Annotated in this window: 13 protein-coding genes; 4 read left to right on the top strand and 9 right to left on the bottom strand. The window is 68.2% G+C overall.

The window, feature by feature from the left end:
* Positions 1-23 precede the first annotated feature (23 nt).
* The gene (locus tag ACFYO1_RS19020) at positions 24-1,061 is read left to right on the top strand and encodes a PLP-dependent cysteine synthase family protein (protein WP_387232436.1); all 1,038 of its coding nucleotides are present in this window, start codon (positions 24-26) and stop codon (positions 1,059-1,061) included.
* A 103-nt stretch (positions 1,062-1,164) separates the two neighbouring features.
* Positions 1,165-2,574 carry an MATE family efflux transporter gene (locus ACFYO1_RS19025; RefSeq protein WP_387235215.1) on the top strand — a complete coding sequence of 470 codons (1,410 nt, stop codon included), beginning with the start codon at positions 1,165-1,167 and terminating at the stop codon, positions 2,572-2,574.
* Positions 2,575-2,643: 69 nt separating this feature from the next.
* Here the strand turns inward: ACFYO1_RS19025 and ACFYO1_RS19030 are convergent, their stop codons facing one another.
* The 3 genes from ACFYO1_RS19030 to ACFYO1_RS19040 all read right to left on the bottom strand — a co-directional run bounded on the left by ACFYO1_RS19030 (position 2,644) and on the right by ACFYO1_RS19040 (position 4,363).
* Entirely contained in the window at positions 2,644-3,219 is a 576-nt protein-coding gene (locus tag ACFYO1_RS19030) for a TerD family protein (protein ID WP_387232438.1), read from the bottom strand.
* Between the two features lie 77 nt (positions 3,220-3,296).
* Positions 3,297-3,788, bottom strand: a complete 492-nt coding sequence (locus ACFYO1_RS19035) for a pyridoxamine 5'-phosphate oxidase family protein (RefSeq protein ID WP_387235218.1) — start codon at positions 3,786-3,788, stop codon at positions 3,297-3,299.
* A 122-nt stretch (positions 3,789-3,910) separates the two neighbouring features.
* Positions 3,911-4,363, bottom strand: a complete 453-nt coding sequence (locus ACFYO1_RS19040; protein WP_387232440.1) for a flavodoxin domain-containing protein — start codon at positions 4,361-4,363, stop codon at positions 3,911-3,913.
* Positions 4,364-4,994: 631 nt separating this feature from the next.
* On the opposite strand from ACFYO1_RS19040, the gene ACFYO1_RS19045 reads away from it, so the two are divergent.
* Entirely contained in the window at positions 4,995-6,452 is a 1,458-nt protein-coding gene (locus ACFYO1_RS19045; RefSeq protein WP_387235221.1) for a stealth family protein, read from the top strand.
* Here the strand turns inward: ACFYO1_RS19045 and ACFYO1_RS19050 are convergent.
* Together ACFYO1_RS19050 and ACFYO1_RS19055 are read right to left on the bottom strand one after the other, a co-directional pair.
* Positions 6,400-7,353: a phosphodiesterase gene (locus ACFYO1_RS19050; RefSeq protein ID WP_387232442.1), complete on the bottom strand. Its 954-nt coding sequence runs from the start codon at positions 7,351-7,353 to the stop codon at positions 6,400-6,402. The two genes, ACFYO1_RS19045 and ACFYO1_RS19050, sit on opposite strands and share 53 nt — an antisense overlap.
* Positions 7,354-7,567: 214 nt before the next feature.
* Positions 7,568-8,662, bottom strand: coding sequence for a glycerol dehydrogenase (locus ACFYO1_RS19055; protein ID WP_387232444.1), 1,095 nt, complete (start codon positions 8,660-8,662; stop codon positions 7,568-7,570).
* Positions 8,663-8,996: 334 nt separating this feature from the next.
* Here ACFYO1_RS19055 and ACFYO1_RS19060 point away from each other — a divergent pair, with 334 nt between their 5' ends.
* The gene (locus tag ACFYO1_RS19060; RefSeq protein WP_387232446.1) at positions 8,997-9,611 is read left to right on the top strand and encodes a peptide deformylase; all 615 of its coding nucleotides are present in this window, start codon (positions 8,997-8,999) and stop codon (positions 9,609-9,611) included.
* Here ACFYO1_RS19060 and ACFYO1_RS19065 read toward each other — a convergent pair.
* The 4 genes from ACFYO1_RS19065 to ACFYO1_RS19080 all read right to left on the bottom strand — a co-directional run bounded on the left by ACFYO1_RS19065 (position 9,605) and on the right by ACFYO1_RS19080 (position 15,610).
* A complete protein-coding gene (locus ACFYO1_RS19065; protein WP_387235224.1) occupies positions 9,605-10,237 on the bottom strand; it encodes a MazG family protein in 633 nt (210 codons plus the stop codon). The genes ACFYO1_RS19060 and ACFYO1_RS19065 overlap by 7 nt on opposite strands.
* A 110-nt stretch (positions 10,238-10,347) precedes the next feature.
* On the bottom strand, positions 10,348-13,962 hold the full coding sequence (gene mfd, locus ACFYO1_RS19070) for a transcription-repair coupling factor (RefSeq protein ID WP_387232447.1): 3,615 nt from the start codon (positions 13,960-13,962) through the stop codon (positions 10,348-10,350).
* Between the two features lie 203 nt (positions 13,963-14,165).
* On the bottom strand, positions 14,166-14,813 hold the full coding sequence (locus ACFYO1_RS19075; RefSeq protein WP_014988187.1) for a TetR/AcrR family transcriptional regulator: 648 nt from the start codon (positions 14,811-14,813) through the stop codon (positions 14,166-14,168).
* A gap of 182 nt (positions 14,814-14,995) precedes the next feature.
* Positions 14,996-15,610 carry a TetR/AcrR family transcriptional regulator gene (locus tag ACFYO1_RS19080; protein ID WP_051187212.1) on the bottom strand — a complete coding sequence of 205 codons (615 nt, stop codon included), beginning with the start codon at positions 15,608-15,610 and terminating at the stop codon, positions 14,996-14,998.
* Positions 15,611-15,686 lie beyond the last annotated feature (76 nt).

Here is a 15,686-nt window from a genome sequence, read left to right on the forward strand (position 1 = left end):
CCACCTGACCGAGGAGAAATTCCATGCCGCTCGTCACGCGTGTGACGGATCTGATCGGCCGCACGCCGCTGTTCGAACTGGCGGCGACCGCGACCGGCACCCGGTTACTGCTCAAGCTCGAGCAGTTCAATCCGACCGGCGCGGCCAAGATCAGGATGGCTCGCGAGATGGTGCTCGATGCGGAGCGTCGCGGTTTGCTGAGAAGTGGCGGGCATATCATCGAGTCCACCTCCGGGAACACCGGACTCGGTCTCGCGGTAGTAGCTGCCGAACGTGGGTATCGCTTCACCGCCGTGGTCGATCATCACGCGTGTAAGGACAAGTTGCGGGCGATGCGGGCAATGGGTGCGGAATTGGTGTTCGTCGCCGACGACGGCGACGACAACCTGGCGACCTCGGCGCGGGAGGACCTGGCCGAGGCGATGGCGGCCGCGCGGCCGGACGCGTACTTCACCGAGCAGCACAACAACGACGCCAACGCGGTCGGTTACTACTCCGTCGCCGAAGAGTTGCTGGAAGACGTTGAGCGGGTGGATATCCTGCTGTCCTCGGTCGGCACCGGGGGTTCGCTGTTCGGCACCGCGACCCGGCTGCGCGAACTCGGCTGCCCGGCCAGGGTGATCGGCGTCGAGCCGGTCGGCTCGATCGCCTTCGGTGGCGAGGGCGGCCCGTACTGGCAGTCCGGCACCGGCACGCCGCCCGGCGCGACCATCGGCACCGCGGTGGACTACTCGCTGCTGGACGAGGGGGTGAAGGTGACCGACGTGGACGCCTTCGCCACCGCCCGCGCGGTGGCCGCCGAACTCGGCCTGATGATCGGCGGTTCGGCCGGCGGCTCGGTGCACGCCGCGCTCCGCCGCCTCGACGAGTTCCCGCCCGGCTCGACCATCGTCACCCTCGTCTGCGACGGCGGGGAGAAGTACCTGGACACGGTCTTCGACGATGCGTGGATGGCCGAACGCGACCTGCTCGACCCCACCGCCGAAGCTGAGGTCAGGACCATGCTGCACCACTACACCCCCGCCGCCCGCCGTCCCGTCGCCCTCGCCGAGGCGCGATGAAGCGCCTACCCGCGGTCTGGCGCCGCGCATCGATCACCCCGCCGTGCACGGCCCGCGAAACCGGGCGCTGCGTCGCGTTCGAGCGCGGGGAGGTGGCCCGGTGATGCTGTCGGGCTACCGGGCGGACAGCCGCAGGCTCACCGCGCTCGCCACGCCGATCGCGCTGACCCAGTTGGCGCAGATCGCGGTGTCCACCACGAATGTGGTGCTGATGGGCACGCTCGGGGTGCAGCAGGTGGCCGCGGGCGGACTGGCGATCGCGCTGTTCAATCAGATCCGCACCATGTGCGTGGGGCTGATCACCGCGAGCGGCAATCAGATCGCCACCGCGGTGAGTTCGGCGGGCAAGCGCGGGGTCTCCCCCGATGACGAGATCAAGGACGTGCTGCGATCGAGCTTCCTGATCGCCACGCTGGCCGGTCTGCTCGGCGGCGCGCTGCTCATCGGGCTCGGCTGGGCGCTGCAATGGCTCGGGCAGGACGCCGGGGTGCTGGCGGACGCGCGTCCGCTGATGGTGGCGCTGGCGCCGGGCCTGCTGCCGTGCCTGTGGTTCCAGGCGTTGCGCCAGTACACCGTCGGCATGCAACGCCCGCAGGCCCTGCTGCTGGTCACGCTCGGCTCGGTGCTGCTGAATCTGGTGCTGGCGCTCGGCTTCATCCACGGCCGGGCCGGACTGCCCGAGTTGGGCCTCACCGGAATCGGCGTGGCCACCTCGCTGGTCTTCCTGATCACCTTCGGGGTGTTCTGGGTGATGGTGCGCCGCGATGCCCGGCTCGGCCCGACGCTGCCGCTGCGGCCGTGGCCGGTGCGGCGCTCGACCGTCCTGGCCGAGCTGAAGCTGGGTACGCCGATCGCGCTCACCTACGGCTCCGAGGCGGGCATGTTCTCGGTGCTCGCGCTCGTGATGGGCAGCATCGGCCCGGCGGCGCTGGCCGCGCACAACATCGTCTACCAGATCATCTACATCGTGTTCCAGGTCGCCATCGGGCTGTCGCACGGCGCGTCGATCCTGGTCAGTCATGCCGTCACGCGCGACGAATACCAGCACGCCAGGGCGTTGGCCTGGATCGCGCTGCGGCATGTGGCGGTCGTCGCCGCGATCACCGGCGCGGTCTACGTGATCGCACCCGACCTGGTGTTGCGGCCGTTCTTGAATTCCAGCGATACCAGCACGATTCAGATCGCGCACACCCTGTTGCTGATCGGCATCGTGCTGCAATTCTTCGATGCCGCGCAGAACATCGGCACCGGCTTGCTGCGCGGATTGAAGGAGACCAATGCCGGCTTCCGGCTGTCGATCATCGGCTACTGGTGTGTCGGGCTTCCGGTCGCGCTGCTGCTGGCCTTCCCGATCGGCCTCGGCGCGGCGGGCGTCTGGTGGGGACTCACCGCGGGCCTGGCCACCACGGCCGTGCTCATGCTCCGCCGGTACTTCGCACTGCTGGACAGCCGGGAACGCGACCGTCCGCAGTTGATCACCGAGGCGCCGGAAAGCCTCAGCAGCCCGAGCTGATTCGGGGCGGGTCTTCCGGAGGTCTTGCCGCCCGGCAAGATCCGGAAGGCCCGCGCCGCGGACGAACGATCAGATGTGCACGCCGTAGTCGCGGGCGATGCCTGCCAGTCCGGAGGCGTAGCCCTGCCCGATGGCGCGGAACTTCCACTCGTTGTTGTGCCGGTAGAGCTCGCCGAACACCATCGCGGTCTCGGTCGAGGCATCCTCGGTGAGGTCGTAGCGGGCCAGCTCGACACCGGTCGCCGCGTCGGTGACCCGGATGAACGCGTTGCGGATCTGCCCGAACGACTGGCTGCGCGCGTCGGCGTCGTGGATGGACACCGGGAAGAAGATGTTGGTGATGCTCGGCGGGGTCGCGCTCAGGTCGACGTTGATCACCTCGTCGTCGCCCTCGCCCTCACCGGTCAGGTTGTCGCCGGTGTGCTCGATCGAGCCTTCGGGCGACCGCAGGTTGTTGTAGAAGACGAAATGCTGGTCCGACAGCACCTTCAGGTCCGGCCCGGTGGCCAGCGCGCTGGCGTCGAGATCGTAGTCGGCGCCCGTGGTGGTGCGCACGTCCCAGCCGAGGCCCACCGAGACCTTGCTGAGGTTGGCTGCCTGCTTAGACAGCGAAACATTTCCGCCTTTGGCCAATGTGACGCTCATGAATCCCTTCCATGCGGCCCGTTCGCGCCGCCTTCGTTCCCGATTATCACCGTGCGTTCCGGAAGTGTTGCGCAGGTTCAGTTTTGGTCTTTTGACCAGGTACGCAGGGTGCGCACCCGGCCCTCCAGCGCGTGCAGTTCGGCCGGGTCGAGCACGGTGCGCTGGATGCCGTCGGCCACCTGGAACGCCGACTGCCGATGGTCATCGATCGCCTCGACGTCGATCCGCACGGCCACGTAGTCGGCGGCGTCCGGCATCTCTTCCGCGATGACGTGCGCCGTCCCCCGCGCGCACAGCGCGACGTTGCCGCCGCCGAGAATCAGCAGTGCCACCTGCGGGCGCTCGCGCAGCCTGGCCAGCGACCCACGATCGAACTTGAGACTGAGCAGGATGCGCCGATCGCCGGCCCGCACCGGCCAGGACACCGGGATGGCATGCGGCCCGGGGTCGGTGGTGACCAGCACCGCGATCGTTTCCTGCGGCCATTCCGGGAGCACGTCCAGCTCGGGGTGATCGTCGTGATCTGTCGAGTGGTCTTGACGTTGCACGTGGCTCGCTCCGGCTACCATCTTCGTCACCTCATGGATCGTCGAGCGCGACGGGCTGTGCCGCGCTTGCCTAGCAGTCTAAAGTGCTGGGCCACTTGTCCGCTGGCGCTGCACCCTATGTCCGGACTGCTCTCAGCCGACTATCAGGCCGGGGCGAATGCGCGGAGGGGCAGCGTCACCGCCCAGTCGCGAGCCATCTCCTTTGCCCGGATTTCGGTCGACGCGTCGTGCCGGCCGTGCTCGCCGACCTGGATCGCGCCGCACTCGACGAGCCGCTCGGCCGCGATCTCGCCGCCGCGATTGAAGGTGTCGCCGTAGACGCTGTCGCCCATGCCGAACACGGCGAACCGCAACCCGGTCAGATCGGGGGCGGCCGCGGCGAGTTCGTCGAAGAACGGCTCCGCGTTGGTCGGCAGCTCGCCGTCACCGTAGGTCGAGCACACGATGACGTGGAAGTCGCGCACGTCGAGGTCGTCGACGGCGTAGTCGCCCAGGTCGTAGACCGACACGTCGTGCGCCGAGAGGGCGTCGGCGACGCTGTCCGCGACGGTCTCGGCCGTGCCCATCTCGGATCCGAACAGAATGACGACGCGCACGGCGGTGCACTCCCTTCGCTAAAGGTTGGTGAGGCTAGCCTAATTAATTGGCTCGTTCGTTGCCACCCCTCGCCCGCCCGGACATGATGCCGGTCACCGCGACAGACCGGCTGAGCTGCGCGGCGGCCGCCCACATCGACCCGCTCGAGGCCGTAACCAGGCAGGGCGGGATTTCGGGGCGCGCGAGCGGGCGCAGAGGCAGTGAAACGGCAGCGGGTGAGACGGAGTGTCCCGATTGACGAAATGTCACCGTCGATGCATCATTCGTACAGTCCCCATTGTTGTCTGGGACATCTTCTCTTCGCCGGCCGATGATTGTCCGGCCCAGCGTGCTGTCTCCCGTGCGCACGCTCGGTCGTCTCGCCCGCGCGCACGGATGCAGCACACCCATCATTTGACGCTTGTGCGTTCTGCCGTGAGTGAGGTGAAAACGAATGGTTTACCTGTCGTCTACATACCGCGTGATCAATTCGTTCCTGCGCTACGGCATCGTGCCCCACTTCTGAATCCGACCGCGCCGGGCGCGGCAGTGCACGGCCGACCTCAGGTCGGCGGTGCGGCCGCTCGGCTCCGGCGCGGTGCCTCGGCAGTTGGCCCCAACGGAGCACGAACGAATGTGGAGAACAAGCTGATGATGGACATGGGGGCAGTGAACCCGGTAGAGATGGTGACCCGCCCGATGGCGGGCAACCTGGTCGTATCGACCTCGATGATCGAGGATTTGGGGTATCTGCGCTCCGAGCTCGCGGCGGCCGAGGTGCCGTTCCTGCTGGTGCGCGACCGCGGGCACCGGCTGGTGCTCGCCGCGGACGCGGCGCACCACCTGATGGTGGGCCGGGTCATGGCCGGCGCCACGGCCGCCGGCTTCGCGTGTGCGGAGGTGCAGCACAACGTCTTCCGGATCGGGCGCGACAGCGACCCGGCCCACCGGGTGGACCTGGAACTGTGGCAGTACCACGGCGACACGGTCGAGTGCCCGCGCCCGAACGCGTTGACCCGCACCGTGTTCGACCTCGCCGATGTCGAACACACACAGGTCCTGCTGTTCGACCGGGCCTGGCCGACCCTGGTGGACATGTTCGCGCCGCAACCGACCGATGTGAACTTCGACATCGACCTGGTGTTCTCCTGGGTGGACGGCTCGGACCCGGAGTTCCGGGCCCGGCGCGCGGGCATGCTCGCCCAGGTCGTGGTCGGCGAGGGTGACGACGCGGACGCGCGCATCCGGCAGATCGACGAGCTGAAATACGCACTGCGGTCGGTGGACAAGAACGCGCCGTGGATCCGGCGGATCTTCATCGCCACCGACTCGGCCGTACCCGCCTGGCTCGCCGATCATCCTCGGGTGACCATTGTCCGTGCGCTGGACCACTTTTCGGATACCAGCGGGCTGCCGACCTTCAATTCCCACGCGGTGGAATGCCAGTTGCAGCACATCGAGGGGCTCAGCGAGCACTTCCTGTACTCCAACGACGACATGTTTTTCGCGCGGCCGGTGCGCCCGTCGATGTTCTTCACCTCGGCCGGAATCAGCCGATTCATCGAGGCGGACACCAGGATCGGGCCGGGCCGCAACAACGAGCGGCGCAGCGGATTCGAGAACGCCGCCCGGGTGAACCGGGAACTGCTCGCCGAGCGGTTCGGGCACCTCATCTCGCGGCACCTCGAGCACACGCCGGTTCCCTTGCGCCGCAGCGTGTTACTGGAGATGGAAGAGGAGTTCGCGGCCGACTTCGCGCGGACCAGGGCCAGCCGGTTCCGTTCGGCCACCGATATCTCGGTCACCAACTCGCTGTATCACTACTACGCGATGCTGACCGGACGGGCGGTGCCGCAGGAGACGGCGAAGGTGCGTTATGTGGACACGACGAGCCACAAGGGACTCGCGCTGCTGGACGGGATCGCGCGGAAACGCAACGTCGACTTCTTCTGCCTGAACGACGGAAGTTTCCCGGAGATCTCCGAAACCGAACGCGTGCTTGCGGTTTCGGCGTTCCTGTCGCGCTACTTCCCGGACCCGGCGCCGTGGGAGCGGGTTAGCGCACCGTCTCGTCGTCCGATTCCGGAGTCGTCGCCCGGCGCCGCATGACATGCGGGATGCGCGCGGCGGGCGGGATGACGATGCCCTCCGCCGCGAGCGTCTCGGCGGCCTCGGCCGCGGTGGCCGGCTTGCCGACCGTCGGGCCGCGGTCGATCGGCACCACCGAGTGCACCACGGTGTCCGGGTAGATGTGCACGTAGTTGAACGCCTGCGCGCCGTCGCGGCCGCGCTGGGCGCCCTGCTCGACGCCGAGATCCTGGCTGTAGCAGGTCGCCGAGGCCACCGAGACCGGGATGCCCGCGAAGGTGGCGTTGGTGGAGAAGTGCAGGTGACCGGCCAGGATGGCGCGGACGTCGCTGCCGTCGAGCACGTCGGCCAGCCTGCGCTGGTCGCGCAGCTCGACGGTGACCGCGAGGTCGAGCACGCACGGCACGGGCGGATGGTGCATGGCCAGGATGGTGCCGAACGGGGCGGGCTCGGACAGCACCGCGCGCAGCCAGTCCAGCTGTTCGTCGGAGATCTCGCCGTAATGGTGGCCGGGGACCGAGGTGTCCAGCGCGATGATGCGCAGGCCGTCGATCAGATGCACGTGGTCGAGCGGGGCGGTGGAGGCCCGCTCGCCGAGTAGCTTGCGGCGCAGGAGACTGCGGTCGTCGTGGTTTCCCGCGACCCACACGATGGGCGCCGGCAAACTCCGCGCGAACGGCTCGATCAGCGCCTTGAGCTTGTCGTACGCCGCGGGCTCACCCTTGTCGGTGAGATCGCCGGTGAACACGATCGCGGTCGGCTGGATCCGACTGGCCGCGGCCTGCTCGAGTAACTGACGTAATCGCTGGTCCGCGTCGACGTCACCGTATAGTTCGCCGTCGCCGGCGATGACATGGGTGTCGCTGAAGTGGAACAACACATGATCCGGTCGCGGGTGCTCCGCGACTCTGCTGATGTGCACCGGACCGAACGTCCTCCCCGGCGGTTTGCCCGCCATTGGCTTCGGATTCCACCGCCAGAATAGCGAAGGACTACTGACAGGTTTCCCGACGGACGGTGACGACATGCTTGCGAGAAGGTGAGGTTTCTATGTCGAAATCCCCCGGAGGTGCTCGGACGTTAACCGGCCCCACGGTTCGTTAGTGACACGGTTCATAGCCGAAGCGGGCGTCGGGCTAACGGGCGCGGCCGAGGGCGTCGGCGGCGCGGAGGGCGTCGATGACCATCGCGGCGTCGACGGTGAAGGGTTCGTTGTGGATCGACTCGTTCGGGGCGGTGGCGCGGGTGGCTATCGCGGACAGGGTGCTGTCGTCTACGTCCGCGAGACCGACCCCGGTGAGGGTGGTGGGCAGGCCGACCGTGAGGCAGAAGTCGAGGACCGTATCGATCTCCGACGACGGCGCGCCTTCCAGGACCAGCTGGGTGAGGACGCCGAAGGCGACCTTTTCGCCGTGCAGGAACGCGTGCGTCTGCGGCGCGGCGGTCAGCCCGTTGTGCACGGCGTGGGCGGCGGCCAGGCCCGAGGATTCGAAGCCGAGCCCGGACAGCAACGTGTTGGCCTCGACGATCCGCTCGAGCGCCGGGGTGATCGCGTGCTCCCGCACCGCGGCCAGGGCCTGCGAACCATCCGCGAGCAGCGTGTTGTAGCAGAGCTCGGCCAGGGCGGTGGCGCTGCGGGTGGACGCGCCGCCACGCAGATTGCGCACCTGCGCCGCCGAACAGGTCCGCGCCTCGAACCAGGTCGCGAGCGCGTCCCCCATACCGGAGGCGAGCAGCCGGGCCGGCGCCTGCACGATCACCGAGGTGTCCACGAGCACCAGCGCCGGATTGCGGCGCAGCAACTGCGAGGTCTCCACTTCGCCCGCGTCGGTGTAGATCACCGACAGCGCACTGCACGGCGCATCGCTCGACGCCGTGGTCGGACAGCTGATCATCGGCAACCCGAGATCGTCGGCCACCACCCGAGCCGAATCCAGCACCTTCCCGCCACCCGCACCCAACACCACGGTGCTGCCGCTGTCCCGCACCCCGGCGGTGATCCTGGCGATCTCCGCCCGCGTGCACTCCCCATTCGAAAGATGCACGGAATAAGCGATTTTCGCGTCCGTCAGCGACCGTTCCCACACCTGCGCCAGCAACCGCCGCGCGCTGCGCCCCGCCACGATCGTGACCGGCCCCTCGATCCCCAGCCGAGTCATCTCGGCCCCGAGCTGCGCCGTCGCCTCCCGCCCCTGCACGTAGTGCCCCGGCGAAGAAAACACACTCAACATCGCAACCTCCCGATCCAGGCCCACTGCCGCCCTACCCACCAAACGCTACGCCGGCGGAAACGCCGCGAACGGGACATGGCTGCGAACTACAAGTGGCACCCCATCGAGGTCCCGGTCGGCGGCGAATTGAGCCTGCGGTGCCGGAGGAACGGCTCGCCGCCACCCGAATCAACTGCGAAGGAACCGATTACGGCGATTCACCGGACGCCGACGGTACGGCGGATTGCTCGGCCGGAGCCGAGTCCGGTAGCGGATGAGTGTGGTGGATCGGGCTAGCATCACGATCAACTGCCGGGTCAGTCGTCGCGGCGTCGGGAGAAGTGAGGGAAGGGCCATGGCAACAGCAGCTGAAGGTGCGGACGCGTCGAGTCTGCGAGGGCAGGTCGAGCAGTTGCTGGATCGACACGGCGATGGGGTCGCGCCGATCGTCCAGTCCGGCGATCCGGTGCTGCGGTCGGTCGCCCAGGAGTACGACGGTCAGCTCGACGACGAAACGCTGTCGGCCTTGGTCGAGTTGATGCGGCGAACGATGCACGCGGCGCCCGGCGTCGGGTTGGCCGCGCCGCAGATCGGCCTCCCCGTGCAACTGGCCGTGATCGAGGATCTGTTCCCGGTCAGCGAGGAGATCGCCATCACCCGCGAACGGCATCCGCAGGAATTCCTGGCGGTCCTCAATCCGACCTACACGCCCTCGTCACTGCGCACCGCAGACTTCCCCGAGGGCTGCCTGAGCGTCACCGGGTATCACGCGATCGTCCGCCGCCACGCCGACGTCACGCTGCGCTACACCGATCTCGGTGGCATCTCCCGGCTCGCCGAGTTCAGCGGCTGGCCTGCCCGCATCGCGCAGCACGAGACCGACCATCTCAACGGCGTCCTCTACGTCGACAAGGCCGAACCCGGCACGCTCACCGAGATCGTGGACACGCCGCCGGTCTCGTCTCAGTGAACCCAGTACTTGCGCCAGTCGTCGCCGGCCAGCGGAAGTCGTTTCCCGCGATCGGCTTCCGCGGCATCCTCGGTGGCGCGGATGGCGGTGGCGAAGGTGAGGGTGGCCTTGCGGAGGCGTTCCTCGGCGCTGTCGGGGCGGCCGAGGTGGACGACGCGCAGGTCGGTGGGTACGAGGTCGTCGGGGAGGCCGGCCTTGGTGCTGCGGTCGCGGACCTTCTCGGCGAGGGCCAGCGCGGGTTGGGCCATGGCGATGCCGTCCAGGCAGGACCGGCGGGATTTCTCGGCCGATTTGCGTTCTTCCCAGGCGCTTTCCTGAGCGGCGATCTTCTCTTCTAGGGTGGTATCGGCGGCGAACCGGGTGTCGCGCAGATAGGGGCTGCGGTTGACGAGTTTGGCCACCAGGGCGGCGGCCACGTCGTTCACCGTGAATTCGCCTGCGGCCTGGGCGATCCTGGAGTGGAAGAGGACCTGGAGCAGCAGGTCACCCAGTTCTTCCTTGATGGTCTCGGCGTCGTCGTGCTGGATGGCGTCGAGCAGTTCGTAGGTTTCCTCGAGCAGGTAGGGACGCAGCGAGTCGTGGGTTTGGGTCACCTCCCAGCCGCCGAAATTCCAGAGGCGATCCATGACCTCGACCGCGCCGGTCAGGCCCGCGGCCACCACGGCGGTATCCGAGGGCGTCCCGCTGGCGGCAGCATGCCGGGCCGCGCGCAGAACGGCCTCGTCGCGATCGGCGGTCATCGGGCCGCCGAGACCTCGGTCGCGGTGGTGAGATCCACTGCGCCCTGGGCCTTTCCGTCCAGGGCGAGGAGCAGATCGGCGACGAACTGCAGCAGCACCACGTCGCGGACCCGCTCGGCGCCGACGCTGTCCTCGACGCGGGGCAGCGGCAGCGAGATCACGCCGCTGGCCGCGCGATAGCCGGCACTGGGGTAGATCCGTTTGAGCCGCATCTGCTTCGAGTCGGGCAGGTGCAGCGGCGAGATCTTGAGCGTGGTTCCGGTGACCGTGATCTCGGTAACCTCGTACTCGCGGGCCAGCAGCCGCAGCTTCGCGACCGAGACCAGTCGGCCGACCTCGACCGGCAGCGGACCGTAACGGTCGACGAGTTCCTCGACGACCGAGGCGAGCGTCGAATCGTCCTGGGCGGAGGCGAGTTTGCGGTATGCCTCCAGCCGTAGCCGGTCGCTGCCGATGTAGTCGGGCGGGATGTGCGCGTCGACGGGCAGGTCGATGCGCATCTCCTTGGGTTCCTCGGTGGTGATCGGCCTGCCGTCGGCGGCCGCCCGGTACGCCTCGACGGCCTCGCCGACCAGTCGGACGTAGAGGTCGAAGCCGACGCCCGCGACGTGCCCGGACTGTTCGGCGCCGAGCACGTTGCCGGCGCCGCGGATCTCGAGGTCCTTCATCGCGACCGCCATGCCCGCGCCGAGATCGGAGTTCTGCGCGATGGTGGCGAGGCGGTCGTAGGCGGTCTCGGTGAGCGGCTTCTCCGGCGGGTACAGGAAGTAGGCGTATCCGCGTTCACGGCTGCGGCCCACCCGGCCACGCAACTGGTGCAGCTGCGAAAGCCCGAGGGTGTCGGCGCGTTCCACCAGCAGGGTGTTCGCGTTGGAGATGTCCAGGCCGGTCTCGATGATCGTGGTGCAGACGAGCACGTCGAACTCGCGCTCCCAGAAGCCCGCCACGGTGGACTCGAGCGCGTCCTCGTTCATCTGCCCGTGCGCGACCGCCACCCTGGCCTCGGGTACCAGGTCGCGAATCCGCTTGGCCGCCTTGTCGATCGAGGACACCCGGTTGTGCACGTAGAACACCTGGCCGTCGCGCAGCAGCTCGCGCCGGATCGCGGCGGTGACCTGCTTGTCGTTGTAGGCGCCGACGTAGGTGAGTACCGGGTGCCGCTCCTCCGGCGGGGTGAGGATGGTGGACATCTCGCGGATGCCGGCCAGGCTCATCTCCAGGGTGCGCGGGATCGGCGTGGCGGACATGGTCAGCACGTCCACGTGCGTGCGCAGCGCCTTGATGTGTTCCTTGTGTTCGACGCCGAAGCGCTGCTCCTCGTCGACCACGACCAGTCCGAGGTCCTTCCAGCGCACGCCGGTCTGCAGCAACCGGTGCGTGCCGACCACGATGTCGACGGTGCCGTCGGCCATGCCCGCCATGACGGCGCGGGCGTCGGCGGGATCGGTGAACCGGGACAGGCCCTTCACGTTGATCGGGAAGCCGGCCACCCGCTCGGTGAACGTCTGCAGATGTTGTTGCGCCAGCAGGGTTGTCGGCACCAGCACGACGACCTGCTTACCGTCCTGCACGGCCTTGAACGCGGCGCGCACGGCGATCTCGGTCTTGCCGTAGCCGACGTCGCCACACACCACCCGGTCCATCGGGACCGGCTTCTCCATGTCCGCCTTGACCTCGGCGATGGCGGTCATCTGATCGACGGTCTCGGTGAACGCGAACGCGTCCTCCATCTCCTGCTGCCACGGGGTGTCCGGGCCGAACGCGTGCCCCGGCGCGGCCTGGCGCGCGGCGTACAGCTGCACCAGCTCACCGGCGATCTCCCGAACCGCCTTGCGCGCCTTGCGTTTCGTGTTCGCCCAGTCGGACCCGCCGAGCTTGGACAGGCTGGGCAGCTCGCCGCCGACGTAGCGGGACAGCTGATCCAGCGACTCCATCGGCACGAACAACCGGTCACCCGGCTGGCCGCGCTTGCCCGGCGCGTATTCGATGACGAGGTACTCGCGGCGCGCACCGCCGACGGTGCGTTCGATCATCTCGATGAACCGGCCGATGCCGTGCTGGTCGTGCACCACCATGTCGCCGGCGTTCAAGGCCAGCGGGTCGACCTGGTTGCGCCGCTTGGCGGGCAGTCGCTTGCCGTCGCCGGGCGCGGTCATCCGGTTGCCGGTGAGGTCGGACTCGGCGACGACGACGAGCCCGGCGTCGTCGAACACCAGGCCGTCGTGCAGCGACCCGCACAGCACGCCGACCACGCCGTTGCCCGGTTCGGCGCCGGGCTCCAGCACTGCCGCGGGCACATCCGCGTCGGCGAGCCGTTCCAGAATGCGTTGCGCCGTACCGTGTCCCGCGACCACGACCACGGCGCGGCCGCCGGTCGCCACGTGCGCGCGCAGCGAGGCGAAGATGGTCGCGACGAGTTCGTCGGAGCCGCGGGCGGTCGGCCCGGCCAGCACCGGCAGCACCACCTCGGCGGGGGTACCCGCGGTGAGCGGGCTCAGCGTCCACCAGGGCAGGCCGCGCTCGTCCGCGCTGGCGTGCACATCCGGGAGCGACTGATAACCGGAGGCCGCCAGGTCCAGGCCGTGGGCGCCGAGCGGCGCGTGGGCGCCGAAGGACGCCGCGGTCCACGACGCCTCCAGGAACTCCTCGCCGGTGCGCACCAGATCGGCGGCGCGGGTGCGGATCTTCTCCGGATCGCACAGCAGCAGATGGGTGCCCTCGGGCAGCACCTCGGTGAGCAGCCGCAGTTCGCCCGGCTTCAGCACCGGCAGCAGCGCCTCCATGCCGTCCACCGGAACTCCATTGGCCAGCTTCTCCAGCATCTCGACCAGGGCGGCGTCGGCCGCGTTGGCCGCGGCGACCTCGGCCGCGCGCTCGCGCACGTCGGTGGTGAGCAGCAGTTCCCGGCAGGGCGGCGCGACAACGACATCCACCGACACCTCGGCCAGCGACCGCTGGTCGGCGACGGCGAACGGGCGCAGCTCGCTGACCTCGTCGCCCCAGAACTCCACGCGCACCGGATGATCGGCGGTCGGCGGGAACAGGTCGAGGATGCCGCCGCGCACCGCGAACTCACCGCGTTTACCGACCATGTCGACCCGGCTGTAGGCGAATTCGACCAGGCGCGTGAGCAGTTCGTCGAAGTCGAATTCGGCGCCGACGCGCAGCACGATCGGCTCGATGTCGCCGAGGCTGCCCGCCATCGGCTGCATCAGCGAGCGCACCGTGGTCACCACCACCCGCAACGGCGCGGGGAACGCCGGGTCTTCCGGATGGGCCAGCCTGCGCAGCACCTCGAGCCGGCGCCCGACGGTGTCCGCACCGGGCGACAACCGCTCGTGCGGCAGGGTCTCCCAGGACGGGAACTGCGCCACCGACGGCCCGAGCATCTCCTCGAGCTCGACGGTCAGATCGTCCGCCTCGCGACCGGTCGCGGTGACCACGACCAGCGGCCGTTTCGCCTCGATCGTCGCGGCCACGAACGGCCGCACGCCGGACGGACCGACCAGCTCGACCGAGGACTTACCGACCATCTCGGCGACGGTCCGCAGGGCGGCATCGGCACCGGCGACCGACGCGAGTCCCGCAAGCGGTGGACGATGGGTCGGCATCACAACTCCTGAGCTCAAGCCGGGTATTTCGAGCAACCGGCAAAAGTCTAGCTGCCCGCCTCCCCGCGAATTCAGGCCAGACCTAGGTGCTACACCAGCGACGTTGGCGACCGGCGGCAAGTCGGCCGCTGTGTCAGCCCGTCCCCGGCGAGTTACCCATGTTCGGACGAAATCAGTAGTTCCGAACGGCAACCGAGAAACGACTACGGCACGTAGCGACGCAGGCGCCGAGCTGCGAACTCGCGGAAGTAGGCGAGCTTCTCGGCGGGGACGATCGACGGAAGCAGGAAGTACCAGACGCGTTCCATCCGGGTGGCCATCTGATCGATCGACTCGGTGCCGACCGCGATGATGTGCACGCCCGCGGTCATCTCCTGCAGCAGCATGCCGATCACCTCGGCATCGAGCTCGGGCTGCAAATCGCCTTGGGCGATAGCCCTTTCGGAGAGCACGCGATAGGTGTCGCCCCACGTCTTGGCGATGTTGTCGCCCTGCGCGCCGCGATAGTCGCCGATCTGATGGGTCAGCTTGAGCATCGCGCCGACCATAGGATCGTTCATCGATAGGTCCGCGACCACATAGGTGATGCCGATGCACGCCTCGAGCGCGGGCACCCGGGGATCGAAGAAACCCTGACACGAGCTGACCAGCCGCTCGTTGCCCTGGTCGACCACCGCACGCGCCAGCTCTTCCTTCGAGCCGAAGTGAAAGTACAAGGCGCCCTTGGTCACATTGGACTGCGCGATGATCTCGCTCAGACTCGCGTTCGCGTAACCCAAGCGCAGAAAGACATCGGCAGCGCCCGCAAGAACGGAGTCGCGGGTGATCTCCGCGCGCGCTTGCCTAGCCATCAGATCCGCCTGTCATCCTAAAAACCAGCCATCCTGAAGTAGACCGACATCACGAAGTAGACCGACTTACCGCCCGAACAGCACCCAAAGGATGGGTGAACCGTACCACCAGGCGGGCCCTCGGCAGTCAATTCGAGCATTCGACCGGACCCGCTTCGCAATTCGCTGGTTAACAACCCGAGTCACTCCTCGATACCGGCGCGCCACTCCGAGCTGAGATGCGGGTCGGCCTCCAGATGGCTCAACCCGTTCCAGCACAGATTCACCAAGTGCACGGCGACAACCTCTTTCGACGGTTTGCGTTCGTCCAGCCACCAGGTGGCGGCGGTGGCGACCTGGCCGACCAAGGCCTGGGCGTAGAGCGTGGCCAGGCTGGTGTCGAAACCGCGCCGCTCGAAATCCCCGGCGAGGATGTGCGCGACCTGGTTCACGGCCTCGTTGAGCAGGCTGGAATAGCGGCCCTCGGCATTACCGGCCGGCTGATCGCGCACCAGGATGCGGAACCCGTCGGTGCGCTCCTCGATGTAGGTGAGCAGCGCGAGCGCGACCTGTTCGAGCCGGACCCGCGATCGGTTCTGGGTCAGCGAGGACACGATCATGTCCAGCAGCATGGACATCTCGCGATCGACGACGACCGCGTACAGCCCTTCTTTACCGCCGAAGTGTTCGTACACCACAGGTTTGGAGACCTGGGCCCGCTGCGCGATCTCCTCGATCGAGGTGGCGTCGTAGCCGCGCTCGGCGAACAGCGCGCGACCGATCTCGATGAGCTGCTGTCGCCGCTGGGTACCGGTCATCCGCGGACGCGACACTTTGGGCGGTTCACTAACCGACATCGCTCCCGCCTCCCTTCGTCACCCGACCGTCCAGTGC

It is taken from the genome of Nocardia sp. NPDC006044, from assembly GCF_042871115.1.
In the GTDB taxonomy this organism is placed as follows: domain Bacteria; phylum Actinomycetota; class Actinomycetes; order Mycobacteriales; family Mycobacteriaceae; genus Nocardia.

Excerpts from the sequence above, each read along its gene's own strand:
- ACFYO1_RS19020 (WP_387232436.1), top strand. The coding sequence starts at position 24 with ATGCCGCTCGTCACGCGTGTGACGGATCTGATCGGCCGCACGCCGCTG.
- ACFYO1_RS19025 (WP_387235215.1), top strand. The coding sequence starts at position 1,165 with ATGCTGTCGGGCTACCGGGCGGACAGCCGCAGGCTCACCGCGCTCGCC.
- ACFYO1_RS19030 (WP_387232438.1), bottom strand. The coding sequence starts at position 3,219 with ATGAGCGTCACATTGGCCAAAGGCGGAAATGTTTCGCTGTCTAAGCAG.
- ACFYO1_RS19035 (WP_387235218.1), bottom strand. The coding sequence starts at position 3,788 with ATGGTAGCCGGAGCGAGCCACGTGCAACGTCAAGACCACTCGACAGAT.
- ACFYO1_RS19045 (WP_387235221.1), top strand. The coding sequence starts at position 4,995 with ATGATGGACATGGGGGCAGTGAACCCGGTAGAGATGGTGACCCGCCCG.
- ACFYO1_RS19055 (WP_387232444.1), bottom strand. The coding sequence starts at position 8,662 with ATGTTGAGTGTGTTTTCTTCGCCGGGGCACTACGTGCAGGGGCGGGAG.
- ACFYO1_RS19060 (WP_387232446.1), top strand. The coding sequence starts at position 8,997 with ATGGCAACAGCAGCTGAAGGTGCGGACGCGTCGAGTCTGCGAGGGCAG.
- ACFYO1_RS19065 (WP_387235224.1), bottom strand. The coding sequence starts at position 10,237 with ATGGATCGCCTCTGGAATTTCGGCGGCTGGGAGGTGACCCAAACCCAC.
- mfd (WP_387232447.1), bottom strand. The coding sequence starts at position 13,962 with ATGCCGACCCATCGTCCACCGCTTGCGGGACTCGCGTCGGTCGCCGGT.
- ACFYO1_RS19075 (WP_014988187.1), bottom strand. The coding sequence starts at position 14,813 with ATGGCTAGGCAAGCGCGCGCGGAGATCACCCGCGACTCCGTTCTTGCG.
- ACFYO1_RS19080 (WP_051187212.1), bottom strand. The coding sequence starts at position 15,610 with ATGACCGGTACCCAGCGGCGACAGCAGCTCATCGAGATCGGTCGCGCG.